The organism is Brevundimonas sp. (assembly GCF_035627475.1).
Taxonomy (GTDB): Bacteria; Pseudomonadota; Alphaproteobacteria; order Caulobacterales; family Caulobacteraceae; genus Brevundimonas.
In genome coordinates this window covers 69,372-85,039 of sequence record NZ_DASPLR010000021.1, presented here as the reverse complement: position 1 = coordinate 85,039, position 15,668 = coordinate 69,372, and the positions used below count along the sequence as shown (strand labels likewise).

Genomic DNA, 15,668 nt, shown 5'->3' with positions numbered 1-15,668 from the left:
GGAGATGTTGCGGGTGCCGCCGGCCCCGGCCCCGGCCTGGTCGATCTCGGCCTGCATGGCCTCGAGCACCGCCGGATGCTGGCCCATGCCGAGATAGTCGTTGGAGCACCAGACCACGACGTCCTGCTCCGAGCCGTCCTCACGGCGGCGGATGGCCCTGGGGAACTGGCCGCGCACGCGCTTCAGGTCGGCGAAGACGCGATAGCGCCCCTCGCGCCTGACCTGCTCCACGGCGGTCTCGAATGCGGCCTTGTAGTCGAACATCAGGTGAGTTCCCGCTGTGGTGAGCCTTCTCCTCCCACCCGCGGCCTCCCGCGTCACCTCCGGGAAACCCCTATCGCAGGAGGGTCTATCCGGCGAGGATCGTCATCCTCACCAGTTCCGACAGGCTGCGGGCCTGCATCTTGGTCATGACGTTGGCGCGGTAGACCTCGACCGTGCGGGGGCTGATCTCCAGGTCGTAGGCGATCACCTTGTTGGCGCGGCCGGCGACAAGGCCGTCGAGCACCTGGCGTTCGCGGGTCGAAAGTGAGGCGAGTCGATCCCTCACTTCTACGTCCTGGGCCTCGCGCTCGGCGGCGCCCGCCTGGTCAGCGAGGGCCGCCCGGATCGACGTCAGCAGGGCCTCGTCGTCGAAGGGCTTCTCGATGAAGTCCTTGACCCCGGCGCGGACGGCCTCGATGGCCAGCGGCACGTCGGCGTGTCCGGTCATGACTATGACCGGGTGGCGCACACCCATCTCGGACAGCCGCCGGACCATCTCCAGCCCGTTCATGTCGGGCATGCGAACATCCGTGACGATGCAACCTGCCGCCAGATTGTCCGCATACGCCAGCAGGGCCGCGGCCGACTCGTAGGTCCTGGAAACCAGCCCGGCGGTATCCAGCAGGAAGGCGAGCGAATCCCGGATCGCGGGATCGTCGTCGACCACATGAACGATCGGCTCATTCGCCATCGTAGAGTTCCTCTTCGCCAACTGAACGCAGGGTAAAGCAGAATCGGGTGCCTCCGCCCGGATTCGGTTCGACCCAGATACGGCCGCCATGGGCCTCGATGATGGTACGCGAGATTGACAGGCCGACGCCCATGCCCGTGCGCTTGGTGGTCACGAACGGCTGGAACAGCTGGTCGGCGATCTCGGGGCTGATGCCCGAGCCGGTGTCGGCAACGGTGATCAGGGCATGTTCGTCCGCTGCGGGATCGATGCGGATTTCGAGCACCTTGCGCTTCGTCTCCTCCATTGCCTCGATCGCGTTCCGGATCAGGTTCAGCACGACCTGCTGGATCTGGACCTTGTCCGCCAGCACCAGGTCGATCTCCGGCGAGAAACGGAACAGCACGCGCACGCCGTGCTCCTTCGCCCCGACGAGGGCCAGGGCGCTCGCTTCCTCGATCAATTTCGGCAGACTTTCAACGCGGCGTTCGGCCTCGCCCCGGGCGACGAAATCGCGCAGGCGGCGGATGATGTCGCCCGCCCGCAACGCCTGGTCTCCGGCCTTCTGGATGGCGTCCCGCAGCCGGTCGCGGGCGATCGATTCCGCGTCGAGCAGGCGCAGCGAACCCTTGAGATAGTTGGCCATGGCCGACAGGGGCTGGTTCAATTCGTGCGCCAGTGCCGAGGCCATCTCGCCCATGGCGGTGAGCCGCGAAATGTGAACAAGTTCGGACTGCAGCTCCTGGAGCCGCTGTTCGGTCTGCTGGCGCTCACTGAGGTCGCGCACGAAGCCGGTGAAGAAGCGCTGGTCGCCCGAGATCATCTCCCCGACCGCCAGCTCCATCGGAAAGGTCGAACCGTCCTTGCGCTCGCCGACCACGACGCGGCCGACGCCGATGATCCGCCGTTCTCCCGTCGTCAGATAGCGGTCGAGATAGCCGTCGTGCTGTTCCCGATAGGGTTCGGGCATCAGCATCTTGACGTTGCGGCCGATCACCTCGTCGGCGGTCCAGCCGAACAGGCGTTCGGCGGCATGGCTGAAGGACTGCATGATGCCGCGCTCGGTTATGACGACCATGGCGTCCGGGACCGTCGCGAGGATGGACTGCAGGTGCGCCTCGCGCGCCCGCAGGTCGCGGTTCACGGCGACGGCGCGGGACCGCATGTTCTGGAAGGCCTCGCCGCCGGCCGCGATCGTCGCGCCCAGCAGGATGAACACCGCCGCACCGGCCAGGTCGCCCGGCGACAGGACGCCCGTGAACCAGGTGACGTAGAGTCCGCAGGCGAAGCCCAGCACCGTCGCCACCGCGCCCGGGACGGCGCCGCCAAGCGCTGCGGCCACGACCACGGCCGGGACGAAGAACAACAAAGCCAGCCGATCCTCGAGCCAGGGCGTCGCCGCCAGGCGCAGCGCCAGACCGCCGGCGGCCCCGAGGACTGCGGCGGCGAGCCCCAGGCCGGTGTGGCGGCTCGCCAGCATCCAGTCCCAGGCCCTGCGGGTCTCAAGCGCGTCCGTCGGGGTCGTCGTCATCATCGCCTCCGCAACATCCCGTAGGTGAAAGACCCGAATTTCACCAGCCGTCCCCGACGCCTAGTTCACCGCCATCGGGCCGCCGGCCCCAAGTCATTGTTTCCGGATGTAGTTATGATTGCTCCCCTCGTTGACCTGTCCGTCCACCATGCGCCCAGGGGTCTGTCTGACCGGACCGCGTGGGGCTTTGTGAAGGCGCTGCGATTCTTCGCCGACACCTTCTTCGCCAAACGCTACGGCCACCGCGCCGTGGTGCTGGAGACCGTCGCGGCGGTGCCCGGAATGGTCGGGGCGACCCTGAACCATCTGAAGGCCCTGCGCCGGATGAAGGACGACAACGGCTGGATCCGCACCCTGATGGACGAGGCCGAGAACGAGCGGATGCACCTGATGACCTTCATCGAGGTGTGCAAGCCTACCCTGTTCGAACGCTTCGTGGTCATCGCGGTGCAATGGGTCTTCTACCTGTTCTTCTTCGGACTCTATCTGGTGTCCGCGAAGACGGCGCACCGGGTGGTCGGCTACTTCGAGGAAGAGGCCGTCATCAGCTACACCCACTACCTCGCCGAGATCGACGAGGGCCGTAGCGAGAACGTGGCGGCTCCGGAGATCGCCCGCCGCTACTGGAACCTGCCGGCCGACGCGACCCTGCGCGACGTGGTGCTGGTGGTGCGCGCCGACGAGGCCCACCACCGCGACGTCAACCACGGCTTCGCCAACGAACTGTGCGGCGCCGCCCCGATCGCCGTTGCTCCCTGCCCGCCGCACGTCGAACTGCAGCCCGCCTGGAAGGCGGCGGCGTAGCGGCGGACGACGACCGGGAATCCCGCATGCCGCTCCGCCCCCTGCCGGCCGCCTGGCGATCCCACGCCGGGCGCAACCTGCCCCGCTACACCAGCTACCCGACGGCGGTCGCTTTCGAGCCCGCCGTCGGGGAGGCTGAAGCCCGGACGTGGCTTGCGGCCACCCGCGCCCACCAGCCGATCTCGGCCTATGTCCACGTGCCCTTCTGCAAGAGGCTGTGCTGGTACTGCGGCTGCGCCACCAGCGTCTTCCACGAGTACGATCGGGTCAGGGCCTTCTTCCAGACCCTGATGCTGGAGGTCGATCTGTGGGCCGACGCCATCGGCCCGCACGCCGGGGCCGCCCATCTTCACTTCGGCGGCGGCAGTCCCAACGCCCTCTCGCCCGAGGACTTCAAGGCCCTGGTCGGGCGCATGGCCGAGCGGTTCGCCCTGCGGCCCGGGGCCGAAGTCGCGGCCGAGCTCGACCCCGGCATGCTGACCGAGGCCTTCATCGACGCGGCGGGGGAGGCGGGGGTGACCCGCGCCAGCCTCGGCGTCCAGACCTTCGATCCCGACGTCCAGGCCAGGGTCAACCGCATCCAGCCCTTCGACATGGTCGCCGCCGCCAACGAGCGGCTGCGCAAGGTGGGCGTTTCCGCGATCAATTTCGACCTGATGTACGGCCTGCCGGGACAGACGCCGGAGAATGTCGCGGCTTCCACCGAGGCGGCCATCACCCTGCGGCCCGACCGGGTGGCGGTGTTCGGCTATGCCCACGTGCCGTGGATGAAGAAGCACCAGGTGATGATCAAGGAGGCCGATCTGGCCGACGGCGACGGCCGCTGGGCCCAGGCCGAGGCCGCCGACGAGACCCTGCGCGCAGCCGGCTATGTCCGCATCGGACTGGATCACTACGCCCTGCCTGAAGACCCGCTGACGGTCGCGGCGGCGGCTGGAAGGCTGCGGCGGAATTTCCAGGGCTACACCGACGATCCGGCCCCGGTGCTCGTCCCGATCGGTCCATCGTCGATCGGACGCTTCGCCGAGGGGTTCGTGCAGAACGCCACGGCCACGGACGCCTGGGCGCGCGAGGTCGAGGCGGGACGCCTGCCCGTCGCCCGGCGCCTGCCTGTCAGCGCCGAGGACGAGTTGCGCGCCTCCGTGATCGAGCGGCTGATGTGCGACCTCACCGTCGATGTCGCGGCGGTCTGCCGGGCCCACGGCTTCGCCGACGCGACCCTGGACAGTTCCATCGTGGCCGCCGGACGGCTGCAGCGTGACGGCCTGTGCGTGGTCAGCGGCCGCGTCATCCGGATCCCGGCCGAGGCCCATCGCGTGATGCGCGTCGTGGCGGCCTGTTTCGACGCCCGTCTACCGCTCGCCGCGAGCCGGCACGCCCGGGCGGTGTGACCTCCGGGACAATCCCCACTGGGGGAATTCCCGAGTTTGTCGGCGCACAACGTCCGGTCACCATGAACGACGGATGGAAGCTTCAACTGGCCGAACCCGGGGATATCCCGCGCGGCCGCAAGGATACGCGAGATGACAACCAGGAGACTTTGGATCGTCCTCGCCCTGATCATGGCGACCTCGTTCGCCGTGCTGGGGATGATGGGACGGGAGATAAACCGCCAGGCGCCGCCGATACCGGCGCAGGTCGTCGACACCAACGGGACGGTTCTGCTGACCCGGGACGACATTCAGACCGGCCAGCTGGCCTGGCAGTCGATGGGCGGCCAGCAGGTCGGCTCGGTCTGGGGACACGGCGGCTACGTCGCGCCCGACTGGTCGGCCGACCAGCTGCACCGCGAGACCATGGCCCTGCTGGAGATGTGGTCGCAGCGCGACTTCGGCCAGTCCTGGGCCAGCCTCGACGAGGAGCGGCAGGCGGCGCTGAAGGCCCGGGTGAAGCGCGAGATGCGCACCAACACCTACGACCCGCGGACGGAAACGATCACCGTTTCCGCCGACCGGGCCGCCGCCATGCGCGAGGTCAAGGCGCACTACGTCGCCCTGTTCAGCGGCGATCCGGCGCTCGAATCGCTGCGCGAGCAGTATGCCATCGCCAATAACGCCGTGCCGGACGCAGGCCGCCGCAACCAGATCGCCGCCTACTACTGGTGGGCCAGCTGGGGCGCGGGCACGGAGCGCCCGGACGACACGATCACCTACACCTCGAACTGGCCGCACGAGCCGCTGATCGACAACGTCCCGACCCCGGCCAACATCGTCTGGTCGGTGGCCAGCGTCCTGCTGCTGATCTTCGGCGTCGCCGCCCTGGTCTTCTGGCACGCCCGTCAGCCGAAGGAGGAGCATCTGGAGCCGCCCACGGGCGATCCGCTGCTCGGCATGAAGCCGACGCCGTCGATGAAGGCCGCCGGCAAGTATTTCCTCACCGTGATCGCCCTGTTCCTGCTGCAGGTCGGCCTCGGCGCCGTCACCGCCCACTATTCGGTCGAGGGCCACGACTTCTACGGCATTCCGATCTCGGAATGGATTCCCTACGCCGTGACCCGCACCTGGCACACCCAGCTGGCGGTGTTCTGGATCGCCACGGCCTGGCTGGGTACGGGCCTCTACATCGCCCCCATCGTGTCCGGCAAGGAACCGCGCTTCCAGGCGCTGGGCGTCAACGTCCTGTGGGTCGCCCTCGTCTTCGTCGTGCTCGGTTCGATGGCCGGCGAATGGTTCGGCGTGCAACAGATCTTCGACCTCGACACCAACTGGTGGTTCGGCCACCAGGGCTGGGAGTACATCGACCTCGGACGGTTCTGGCAGAGCCTGCTGTTCGTGGGCCTGATCCTCTGGCTGGTGCTGGTCACCCGCGCCCTCTGGCCGGCCCTGCGGCAGAAGTCCCAGGCCAAGCCGGTGCTGGTGATCCTGTTCCTGTCGACCGTAGCCATCGCCCTGTTCTACGCGGCCGGCTTCATGTGGGGCAAACACACCCACATCAGCATGGTCGAGTACTGGCGCTGGTGGGTGGTCCACCTGTGGGTCGAGGGCTTCTTCGAAGTGTTCGCCACGGCGGTGATCAGTCTGCTGTTCGTCCGCCTCGGTCTGGTCCGTGCGATGGTCGCCAACGTCGCGGTCGTGTTCGGCACCATCGTCTTCATGACCGGGGGCGTGCTGGGCACGGCCCACCACTGGTACTTCGCCGGCACGCCGACCTCGGTGATGGCCATCGGCTCCGTGTTCTCGGCCCTCGAGGTCGTGCCGCTCGCCCTGGTCGGCTTCGAGGCCTTCGAGAACTGGCGGCACACCAAAGCCGCGCCCTGGGTCAAGGCCTACAAGTGGCCGATCCTGTTCTTCGTGGCCGTCGGCTTCTGGAACCTGCTCGGCGCCGGCGTCTTCGGCTTCATGATCAACCCGCCGCTGAGCCTGTACTACATCCAGGGGCTCAACACGACGGCGACCCACGCCCACGCGGCCCTGTTCGGGGTCTACGGGATGCTGGGGATCGGGCTGCTGCTGTTCTGCTTCCGCAGCCTGGCGCGGCGCGAGGCGTGGAGCGACACCCTGCTGGCCTGGACCTTCTGGCTGCTCAACGGCGGACTGGCGATGATGCTGTTCCTGTCGCTGCTGCCGGTCGGCGTGGTCCAGGCCTTCGCCAGCATCGAGCACGGCATGTGGTACGCCCGCTCTCCGGCGGTGATCCACTCGCCGCTGGTCCAGACCCTGGTGTGGATGCGCGTGCCCGGCGACGTGGTCTTCGGGGCGGGGGCCGTCACCCTGGCGATCTTCGCCGCGCGGCTCGTGATCGGGGGTCTCAAACCGCGCCCCGTGGCGGAGCCCGTCGCCGAGCCGGCCGCCCTGCCGGCCGAATAGGCCCTGCGCGACCGTCGGGCGGGGAGGGGTTCGCGCCTCTCCCCGCCCATTCGCTTTTGTAAGGACAGCATCACCGTGGCGTCGTCAGCCGAGTCCATCCGGGCCTATTCCGGCCCGCCCGTCTTCAGCTTCGGCTTCAGGCCCTTCTTCCTGTTCTCCGCCGTCTGGGCGGCCATCGCGGTCCCGGTCTGGGTGGCGTCGATGGCTCTCGGCGACGGGACCGTCGGAGCCATGGACGGCCGTCTCTGGCACATCCACGAGATGCTGTTCGGTTATCTGGCCGGCGTCATCGCCGGCTTCCTGCTGACGGCCGTGCCCAACTGGACTGGCCGCCTGCCGGTGACGGGACTGAAACTGGCGGGGCTGTTCGCGCTGTGGGCCGCAGGCCGGGCCGCGGGCTTCCTCCCGGCTTCCATGGGCATTGTCGGCGCCGTTATCGACAGCGCCTTCCTGGTCGTCTTCGCCGGACTGATCTGGCGCGAGGTCCTGGCGGCGAAGAACGCGCGCAATCTCCCGGTCTGTCTGCTGGTGACGATGTTGGCGGCGGCCAACATCGCCTTTCACCTGCGCGGCGTGATCCCGCTGTTCGGCCCCGGCGCCGAGCGAGGGGCCGTGGCGGTCGTGACCGGCCTGATCGCCCTGATCGGGGGTCGCGTGACCCCCAGCTTCACCCGAAACTGGACCGCCGCGCGGGGGATCGCCAAAGGCCCGACGGCCTTCAACCTGTTCGACGCCGCCGTGCTGGCCCTGACAGGCGTGGCGCTGGTCTGCTGGGTGGCCGCGCCCTGGTCGCCGCTGACCGGCGGGGCCATGGCCCTGGCCGGAGTCTCCAACCTCGCCCGGCTGGCGCGCTGGCGCGGCTGGCTGGCGCGGCCCGAACCGCTCGTCTGGATCCTTCATCTCGGCTACGCCTGGCTCGGCGCGGGGATGATCCTGCTCGGCCTGTCGGCCCTGGTTCCGGACGCCGTGCCGTTCACCGCCGGCGTCCATGCGCTGACGACGGGCGCCATGGGCGTCGAGACCCTGGCCATCATGACCCGGGCCACCCGGGGGCATACCGGACGGCCGCGGGTGGCTGACCGTTCGACCATCGCCATCTACCTGCTGATCCTGTCGGCCGCCCTGGTGAGGGTGTCGGCCCCGTTCCTCGGCGAGTGGACCGTGATCCTGCTGGCGGTCTCGGCGACGCTGTGGGCTCTGGCCTTCGCCGGCTTCGTCCTCTCCTACGGGCCGATGCTGTGGCGGCGGTCACTGTGAAATTGCCCTCGCGCAAGGCCGCGGCGCCGGGGACGTGCGAGCCGTCATCCATGACCCGCCCGGCCTCCAATTGCTGCGATCAAGCAACCTGCCCGACCGATCTGTGCTGCTACGGCGAATGCCAGTGTTCGCCCCCGGCGCCCGGCGACCGACGGCTGGCGCTGAGGGCCCTGGGTCTCGCGGCGACGGCGCTGGCGATCGCCGGCGTCGCCCTGCCCATCGTGCCGACCACCCCCTTTCTGCTGGTCGCCGCCTGGTCCTTTGCGCGCTCATCTCCGCGCCTCGAGGCGTGGCTGCGCGTGCATCCCCGGCTGGGGCCGGCGCTGAAGAACTGGGAGGAGAGGCGCGCCATACCGCGCGGGGCCAAGGCGGTCGCCGTGGCCAGCCTGCCCGCCAGCACCGCGATGGTCCACGCCGCCGGCCTTGGCCTGGGCGTCACGGTCGCGGCCGGCCTGGTCCTGGCCTGTGTCGGGGGCTGGATTCTGACCCGCCCGTCCTGAGCGAGCTTGCCCGCCGACAACGACGCCGCTGTCCCCGGGTGCGACCTATCCCGCAGGAGACGCCATGACCCTTGCCCCTGCCGCCGTCATCGCCGGAGCCCTTTTCCCCGGTCCCCGCTCGGAAAACGAGACCTGGGTGCGCGGGGAATTCCAGGCCGTGCTGGATCAGTGGTTCGACTGGCGCAAGCGCCTGTTCGCCGACGATCCCTGCCTGGTCCGGCCATCGGACCGGCTGTCGCCCGAACGGCTTGAGCGGCGCGAGATACTCTCCCGGGAGCTGGCCGAGCTGTGCGAGACGCTGACGGCCGAGACCCCGACCTACACGCCCCGCTACATCGGCCACATGAAGGCCGAGGTGTCGCTGCCCGCCGTGTTGGGCTGGCTGGCGGCCATGCTGCACAATCCCAACAACACCTCGCGCGAGGCCAGCAAGGTCGGAACGGTGATCGAGGCGCAAGCCATCGCCATGCTGGCGGACATGGTCGGCTACGATCCGGCCACGGCCGAGGGCCATTTCACCTCGGGAGGGACGGTGGCCAATTTCGAGGCCGTCTGGCGGGCCCGCTACCGCCTCGACCACTGGCTCAGCCTCGGCCTCTACGTCGCCGAGAAGACCGGTGAACCCCTCGATGTCTTCGCGGCCGCCCATATGGGTTGGGATCGGTTTCGGGCGTTGTGGATCGAGCACGACCTCACCGACGCCGTCCTGCGCCGCTACAGCGCCGCGGTCGGCGTGCCCGCCGATATCTGGCGCCGGATAGGCCGTGCCTCCGGCCGTGACTATCAGGGGCCCGTGCTGCTGGTCCCGGGCAACAAGCACTATTCCTGGTCCAAGGCCGCCAACCTGTTCGGTCTAGGCGAGGAGTCCCTGTGGGCGGTGGACCTCGACGCCGAGGGGCGGCTCGACGTGGACGATCTCGAACGGTTGATCCTGCGGGCGGAGGCCGCCGGCCGGCCGGTGCTGATGGTCGTCGGCGTGGCCGGGACAACGGAAACCGGCGAGATCGATCCGATCGACGTCGTGCACGATCGGCTCGAGCGCCTGGAAGCCGGGCGGGGTCTGCACATCTGGCGGCACGTCGACGCGGCCTATGGCGGCTTCCTGTGCGCCATTCCCGGCGGTCCCGACGAAGCGGTGCTCACGCCCGCCAGCGTCTCGGCGCTGCGGGCCATCCGCCGCGCAGACTCCGTCACCATCGACCCGCACAAGCTTGGCTACGTGCCCTACGCCTGCGGCGCCTTCCTGACCCGGGACACGGCCCGCTACGCCGTCTCGGCCTTCGACGCACCCTATCTGGACCGGCCGGAGCTCGGCGACGGCAAATGGTCGTCAACGCTTGAGGGTTCGCGTTCGGCGGCGGGCGCGGCGGCCACCTGGCTGAGCGGGCGGACCATCGGCTTCGGCCCGTCAGGACTGGGGGCGCTTCTCGCCGAGACCGTGCGGACGCGGCAGGCTTTCGAGGCCGCTCTCGGCGCCGCCGTGCCGGAGGTTCGGTTCCTGCGGCCGGCCGACGCCAACATCGTCTGCTTCTCCGTGGCAGGGCAGGGCGAATCCCTCTCCAGCGCCAATGCCCGCACCGCGGCCCTGTTCGATCTGATCCACCACTCGCCCGACTTCTCGGTCTCGAAGACCACGCTCGGCGCCGACTATGCGGCGGCGATCGCGCGGCATGTCGATGGCTTCGGCGGCGTCGTCGACGCGCCCGGCATGGTGCTGGTCCGCTGCGTGTTCATGAATCCGTACTGGGCGGCTCCAGAGTTTCGTGAGGCGCTGTTCCCGCCGTTCATCGCGCTGGTCCGCGAAAGCCTGGATCGCCCCTTGGAGGCCGCGGCGTGACCGGCCGCGCCGCGCCACGGCGAAGCGGGGCCGCCGCCGTCGTCCTGATGGCCCTGCGACATCCGGCCGAGCGTCTCCTGACCCTCGCCCTGCGCCGCGTGGCGCGCCGCCGGCCCGATGTCTTCGAGCGGCTCGGCGAGGCCGGCGACGTGACTTTCATCGTTGCCCCGAGCGACCTTCCGGTCGCCTTCCGCCTCAGGCCCGGAGGCGGCTCCGGAGATGTCCAGGTGATCCGCGCCGCCGACGAGACGCCCCGCGCCGCGCGCATCTCCGGACCTCTGCTGACGCTGCTGGCGCTGTTCGACGGCCGCTGCGACGCCGACTCGGCGTTCTTCTCGCGACGCATCCGCATCGACGGCGACACCCGGGCGGTGGTGGCCCTGCACAATACGCTGGAGGCCGCCGAACTGACGCTCGCCGATCTGCTCGGGGTCGGGCCGCCCTTTCGGGATCGGCTCAACGCGGGCCTGTCCGGGGCGCTGAACCGGCTGCGGCCGGCGGAGGGGCTCTGAGATGGGGTCCATCGAACTGGTGTGTCCGGCGGGCTCGCCCGCCATGCTGCGCGCGGCGATCGAGGCGGGGGCCGACAGCGTCTATTGCGGCCTGCGCGACGACACCAACGCCCGCAACTTCCCCGGGCTGAACTTCTCGCCGGCCGAGCTGAGGGACAGCGTGGCCTGGGCCCATGACCACGGCGCCAAGGTTCTGCTGGCGGTGAACACCTTCGCCAGGGCCGGCGCCGGCGACCGCTGGCGGGCCTCGGTGGACGCCGCCGCCGGGACCGGAGTGGACGCCGTCATCGTCGCCGACCTCGGCGTCCTGGCGCACGCCCGCGAGGCTCACCCGGGCCTGCGCCTGCATCTGTCGGTCCAGGCGGCCGCCGGTTCGCCCGAGGCCATCGACTTCTACGCCGAGGCCTATGGCGTGAAGCGGGTGGTGCTGCCCCGGGTCCTCAGCGTCGAGGAGATCGCGGCCCTGATGCGCGAGATCACCGTCGAGACCGAGGCCTTCGTCTTCGGCGGCCTGTGCGTCATGGCCGAGGGCCGCTGCGCCCTGTCGTCCTACGTCACCGGCCGCTCGCCGAACCTTAGCGGGGTCTGCTCGCCGCCCGAGGCGGTCACCTACACCGAGGAGGAGGGGGCGCTGGTCTCCCGCCTCGGGGGGCTGGCGCTCGACCGCTATGCGCCCGGCGAGCCGGCCGGTTATCCGACCCTCTGCAAAGGCCGGTTCGATGTGGATGGCGGCCTGTCCTACCTGTTCGAGGATCCGGTCAGCCTGAACGCCATGAGCCTGCTGGCGGCGCTGCGCCGGGCCGGCGTCACGGCGGTCAAGGTCGAGGGCCGCCAGCGCGGCAAGGCCTATGTGGCGCGGGTCGCCTCCGCCTTCAGGGCCGCCATCGACGCACTGGACCAGGGCGTCGATCCAGCACCGTTCGAGCGACTGCTGTCCGATCTCGCCGAGGGCGGCCGCGAGACCGCCGGCGCCTACCGGAAGACATGGCGATGACCGATCCGATCCAGCTGACCCTCGGACCCCTGCTGTTCAACTGGGCGCCCGACCGCATCCGCGACTTCTACGCCCGCGTCGCCGACGAGGCGCCGGTCGACCGCGTCTATCTGGGCGAGGTGGTGTGCGGAAAGCGTGCGCCCCTCCTCGACGCCGCCCTGGCCGACGCCGCCGAACGGCTGACCCATGCGGGCAAGACGGTGGTCTGGTCGACCCTGGGCCTCCCGGCTCTCAGGCGCGACCGCAAGTCGATCGCCGTCCTCGCCGCCGAACAGGAGATGCTGATCGAGATCAATGACATCTCGGCCCTGCGCGGCCGGACCGGGCCATTCGTGGCCGGTCCGCTGCTTAACGTCTACAACGAAGGCGCCGCACGCGAGCTCATGGCCCGCGGCTGCGTGCGGCTGTGCGCCAATGTCGAACTCTCCCTGGACGCCGTGTCCGCCGTCGCGGCGGCCTGCCCCGGGCTGGAGATCGAGCTGTTCGCCTTCGGCCGCCTGCCGCTGGCGCTGTCGGGGCGCTGCTACCACGCGCGCCACCACGGCCTGCACAAGGACGCTTGCCAGTTCATCTGCGACCGCGACCCCGACGGCCTGGCGCTGAAGACGCTGGACGGCCGCGACTTCCTCGCCGTCAACGGCGTGCAGACCCTGTCGCATGGCGTGCAGCTGGTCGACGCGGGCCCCGCGACGCTGAAGGCGGCCGGCGTAACGGCCCTGCGGCTGTCGCCCCACACGGCCGACATGGTCGCCGTGGCCTCGGCCCTGCGTGACCGGGCGGACGGCCGCATCGACGCCGCCGAACTCGCCGCCCGGATCGTCGCATCCGGCCCGCCGGGCGCGCTCGTCGGCGGCTATCTCCGCGGCGATGCGGGACTCCGGCCCGTCGGGGCGCCGTCATGACCCGCCGCGATCTCGCCGGTCTGCGGACGGAGCTCGACGCCCTGGACCGCGATGTGGTCGAAGCTCTGGCGCGCCGCCAGCGCCTCGTCGAGGCCATCGCCCGCCTGAAGGGGGATCCCGCCAGGGTGCGCGACCCGGACCGGGTCGAGGCCGTCCTGGCGAACGTGCTGCAGGCCGCCGGCCTCGCCGGCCTGTCGAGCGCCATCGCCGAGCCAGTCTGGCGTCTGCTGGTCGAGCGCTGCGCCGATCATGAGGCGGCCTGGCTGCGGTCCCGCCCGGAAGCGCCCCGGGACAGTTGCTGCGGCTGCGAGGACGGCCCGTCCTGAGCCTCCCGCCCCGAGCGGCGCCGTTCGGGCGTTTTCGCCGCAGCTCGGCGCCGTACAATTCCGGAGCCGGGGCCTTGCGTCAGCGCAAGGAGGATGGAACGGCGGAGCCCCAATTGGGGGCGCGGCCCGCTCCGGGCCGGACTGCTTTTCCGGAACCGCCATGCTTCTCTCCACCGTCTCCGCCGCCGCCCTGCTGCTGGCCGCCGGGGCGCCCCAGGACGCGGCCCAAGTCGCCCATCTGGCCGCGCCCGAAGAGCCGGTCGTCGTCGCCGACGTCGTTGTCACCGGCCGGCGGGATCCGATGGATCCGTCGGTGGCGGCGCGCGCCCGGACCGAGGCGCAGGAGACCCCCGGCGCGGTGGCCGTGGTCAGCCGGGAACAGTACGCCGACCATCTGGCGATGCACCTCGGCGACGCCCTGCACGCCGTGCCCGGCGTCTATGCCGAGAAGCGCTGGGGCGAGGAGGTCCGGCTGTCGATCCGGGGCTCGGGCGTCGGCAACTCGTCGCACAACCGCGGCGTGGTGCTCGCCCAGGACGGCGTGCCCTTCAACCAGGCCGACGGCTTCGGCGACTTCCAGGAGATCGACCTGCTGAGCGCCCGCTACATCGAGGTGTTCAAGGGCGGCAACGCCATCCGCTTCGGCGGCGCGACCATGGGCGGGGCGATCCAGCTCAATACCCCCACGGGCCGCAACGCCCCCGACCGCAACGAGGTCCGGCTTGAGACAGGTTCGTTCGGGACCTGGCGCGCCCACGGCGAGCTGGCCCGCGAGTGGGGCGACACCGACCTCTGGGCCGGGGTTTCGGTGCTCGGCGCCCAAGGGTACCGCGATCATTCGGCCCAGGCCTCTCAGCGCCTCAGCCTGAACCTCGGCCACCAGTTCGGCGAGGACCGCGAGGTCCGGATGCTGCTCAGCGCCGCCGACATCGAGAACGAAATCCCCGGCGCCCTGACCCTGACGCAGGCGCTGGACGACCCGACCGCCGCCGTGGCCGCCAATGTGGCGAAGGACTACCGCCGCGACATGACCTCCCTGCGCGGCTCGGTCCAGACCCGCTGGCGTCTGGGCGAGGCCTGGACTTTCGAGGGCGGCGTCTATGGCGCGCTCAAGGATCTGGACCACCCCATCTCGGTCGTCATCGACCAGCAGAGCCGCAACGTCGGCGCCTTTGGCCGGTTCGACTGGACCGGCAAGCTCGGCGGGCTGAACGCCGACCTGTTCCTCGGCGCCTGGCTACGCGACGGCCGGCTGGACGGCCTGACCTTCCAGAACAACGCCGGCGAACGCGGCGCCCTGACCGGCGACAACACCCAGCGCGCCACCGCCATCGACGCCTTCGCCGAGGGGCGGCTGTTCGTCACCGAAAGGCTGGCGGTGGTCGCTGGCGGCAGCTGGGGCCACGCCACGCGCGACTATTCCGACCATTTGAACCCAGCCCGCGACGCCTCGAAGGATTTCGAATGGTTCGCACCCCGCATCGGCCTTCTGTGGGAAGACGACGGTGGACGGCAGCTGTTCGCCAACCTCACCCGCTCGGTCGAGCCGCCGCATTTCTCGGCCCTCGTGCAGACGCCCTATCCCGACTTCGTGCCCGTCGAGGCGCAGGAGGCCTGGACGATCGAGGTCGGCGCGCGAGGCCGCAAGGGTCCGCTGTCATGGGACGTGGCGCTCTATCGCATGGCGGTCGAGAACGAGTTGCTGACCTTCCTCACGGCGCCGGATATTCCCGCCGCCACCTTTAACGCCGGCGACACCGTGCACCAGGGTCTCGAGGCTGGTCTGGACTGGACGATCTGGCAGGACGGCGAGCGCCGACTCAAACTGCACCAGACCTATGCCTGGGCCGACCTGCGGTTCGACGGCGATCCCCACTACGGTGACGGCCGGCTGCCCGTCGTGCCGGAACACCACTACCACGCGGAACTGAGCTACAGCGCCGGCCGCTGGTCCATTGCGCCGTCGGTGCAGTGGACGCCGAAGGATAGCTGGGTCGACTACGCCAATACGCTGAAGTCGCCCGGCTATGCCGTCTGGTCGCTGAACGCGACCTGGAGCGTCACACCCGGGGTCAGACTGTTCCTCGACGCCCGCAACCTGACCGACGAGCGCTACATCGCCAACGCCAGCGCCGTCACCGACGCCCGCGTCGCCTCCACGGCCGTGTTCTGGCCCGGCGAGGAGCGCAGCGCCTTCGTCGGCCTTCGCTCGAGCTTCTGACCGCCTCGCCAGCCGGCGTCGATCCGCCTGGACGTCTCGGGCGG

At 70.1% G+C, this 15,668-nt stretch carries 13 protein-coding genes and 1 pseudogene; 11 read left to right on the top strand and 3 right to left on the bottom strand.

Annotated features, from left to right (window positions below):
• From VEA62_RS05170 to VEA62_RS05160, 3 genes and pseudogenes are all read right to left on the bottom strand, one after another.
• A pseudogene (locus tag VEA62_RS05170) lies at positions 1 to 264 on the bottom strand (5-aminolevulinate synthase); the annotation flags it as partial.
• An 85-nt stretch (positions 265 to 349) separates the two neighbouring features.
• Positions 350 to 955, bottom strand: a complete 606-nt coding sequence (fixJ, locus tag VEA62_RS05165) for a response regulator FixJ (RefSeq protein ID WP_324819309.1) — start codon at positions 953 to 955, stop codon at positions 350 to 352.
• On the bottom strand, positions 945 to 2,465 hold the full coding sequence (locus VEA62_RS05160; protein WP_324819307.1) for a PAS domain S-box protein: 1,521 nt from the start codon (positions 2,463 to 2,465) through the stop codon (positions 945 to 947). The genes fixJ and VEA62_RS05160 overlap by 11 nt, the downstream gene beginning before the upstream one ends.
• Positions 2,466 to 2,579: 114 nt before the next feature.
• Between VEA62_RS05160 and VEA62_RS05155 the strand changes: the two genes are divergently transcribed.
• From VEA62_RS05155 to VEA62_RS05105, 11 genes are all read left to right on the top strand, one after another.
• Positions 2,580 to 3,269 (top strand): alternative oxidase, encoded by a 690-nt coding sequence (locus tag VEA62_RS05155; protein ID WP_324819305.1) that lies wholly within the window; start codon positions 2,580 to 2,582, stop codon positions 3,267 to 3,269.
• 26 nt (positions 3,270 to 3,295) lie between these two features.
• Positions 3,296 to 4,660: an oxygen-independent coproporphyrinogen III oxidase gene (hemN, locus tag VEA62_RS05150; RefSeq protein WP_324819302.1), complete on the top strand. Its 1,365-nt coding sequence runs from the start codon at positions 3,296 to 3,298 to the stop codon at positions 4,658 to 4,660.
• A 132-nt stretch (positions 4,661 to 4,792) separates the two neighbouring features.
• Positions 4,793 to 7,075, top strand: a complete 2,283-nt coding sequence (locus VEA62_RS05145; RefSeq protein WP_324819300.1) for a nitric-oxide reductase large subunit — start codon at positions 4,793 to 4,795, stop codon at positions 7,073 to 7,075.
• Positions 7,076 to 7,150: 75 nt separating this feature from the next.
• Positions 7,151 to 8,332, top strand: a complete 1,182-nt coding sequence (locus VEA62_RS05140; RefSeq protein WP_324819298.1) for an NnrS family protein — start codon at positions 7,151 to 7,153, stop codon at positions 8,330 to 8,332.
• A gap of 50 nt (positions 8,333 to 8,382) precedes the next feature.
• Positions 8,383 to 8,832 carry a YbaN family protein gene (locus VEA62_RS05135; RefSeq protein WP_324819295.1) on the top strand — a complete coding sequence of 150 codons (450 nt, stop codon included), beginning with the start codon at positions 8,383 to 8,385 and terminating at the stop codon, positions 8,830 to 8,832.
• A gap of 64 nt (positions 8,833 to 8,896) precedes the next feature.
• Positions 8,897 to 10,669, top strand: coding sequence for a pyridoxal phosphate-dependent decarboxylase family protein (locus VEA62_RS05130; RefSeq protein WP_324819292.1), 1,773 nt, complete (start codon positions 8,897 to 8,899; stop codon positions 10,667 to 10,669).
• On the top strand, positions 10,666 to 11,181 hold the full coding sequence (ubiT, locus tag VEA62_RS05125; protein ID WP_324819289.1) for a ubiquinone anaerobic biosynthesis accessory factor UbiT: 516 nt from the start codon (positions 10,666 to 10,668) through the stop codon (positions 11,179 to 11,181). Before VEA62_RS05130 ends, ubiT begins: the two co-directional genes overlap by 4 nt.
• Position 11,182: 1 nt before the next feature.
• Complete coding sequence (gene ubiU, locus VEA62_RS05120) at positions 11,183 to 12,175, top strand: ubiquinone anaerobic biosynthesis protein UbiU (RefSeq protein ID WP_324819286.1); 993 nt, start codon at positions 11,183 to 11,185, stop codon at positions 12,173 to 12,175.
• Complete coding sequence (gene ubiV, locus VEA62_RS05115; protein ID WP_324819284.1) at positions 12,172 to 13,077, top strand: ubiquinone anaerobic biosynthesis protein UbiV; 906 nt, start codon at positions 12,172 to 12,174, stop codon at positions 13,075 to 13,077. The genes ubiU and ubiV overlap by 4 nt, the downstream gene beginning before the upstream one ends.
• Entirely contained in the window at positions 13,074 to 13,403 is a 330-nt protein-coding gene (locus tag VEA62_RS05110) for a chorismate mutase (RefSeq protein ID WP_324819282.1), read from the top strand. The genes ubiV and VEA62_RS05110 overlap by 4 nt, the downstream gene beginning before the upstream one ends.
• A 160-nt stretch (positions 13,404 to 13,563) precedes the next feature.
• Positions 13,564 to 15,624 (top strand): TonB-dependent receptor family protein, encoded by a 2,061-nt coding sequence (locus VEA62_RS05105; RefSeq protein ID WP_324819278.1) that lies wholly within the window; start codon positions 13,564 to 13,566, stop codon positions 15,622 to 15,624.
• The last annotated feature ends 44 nt before the right edge of the window (positions 15,625 to 15,668 follow it).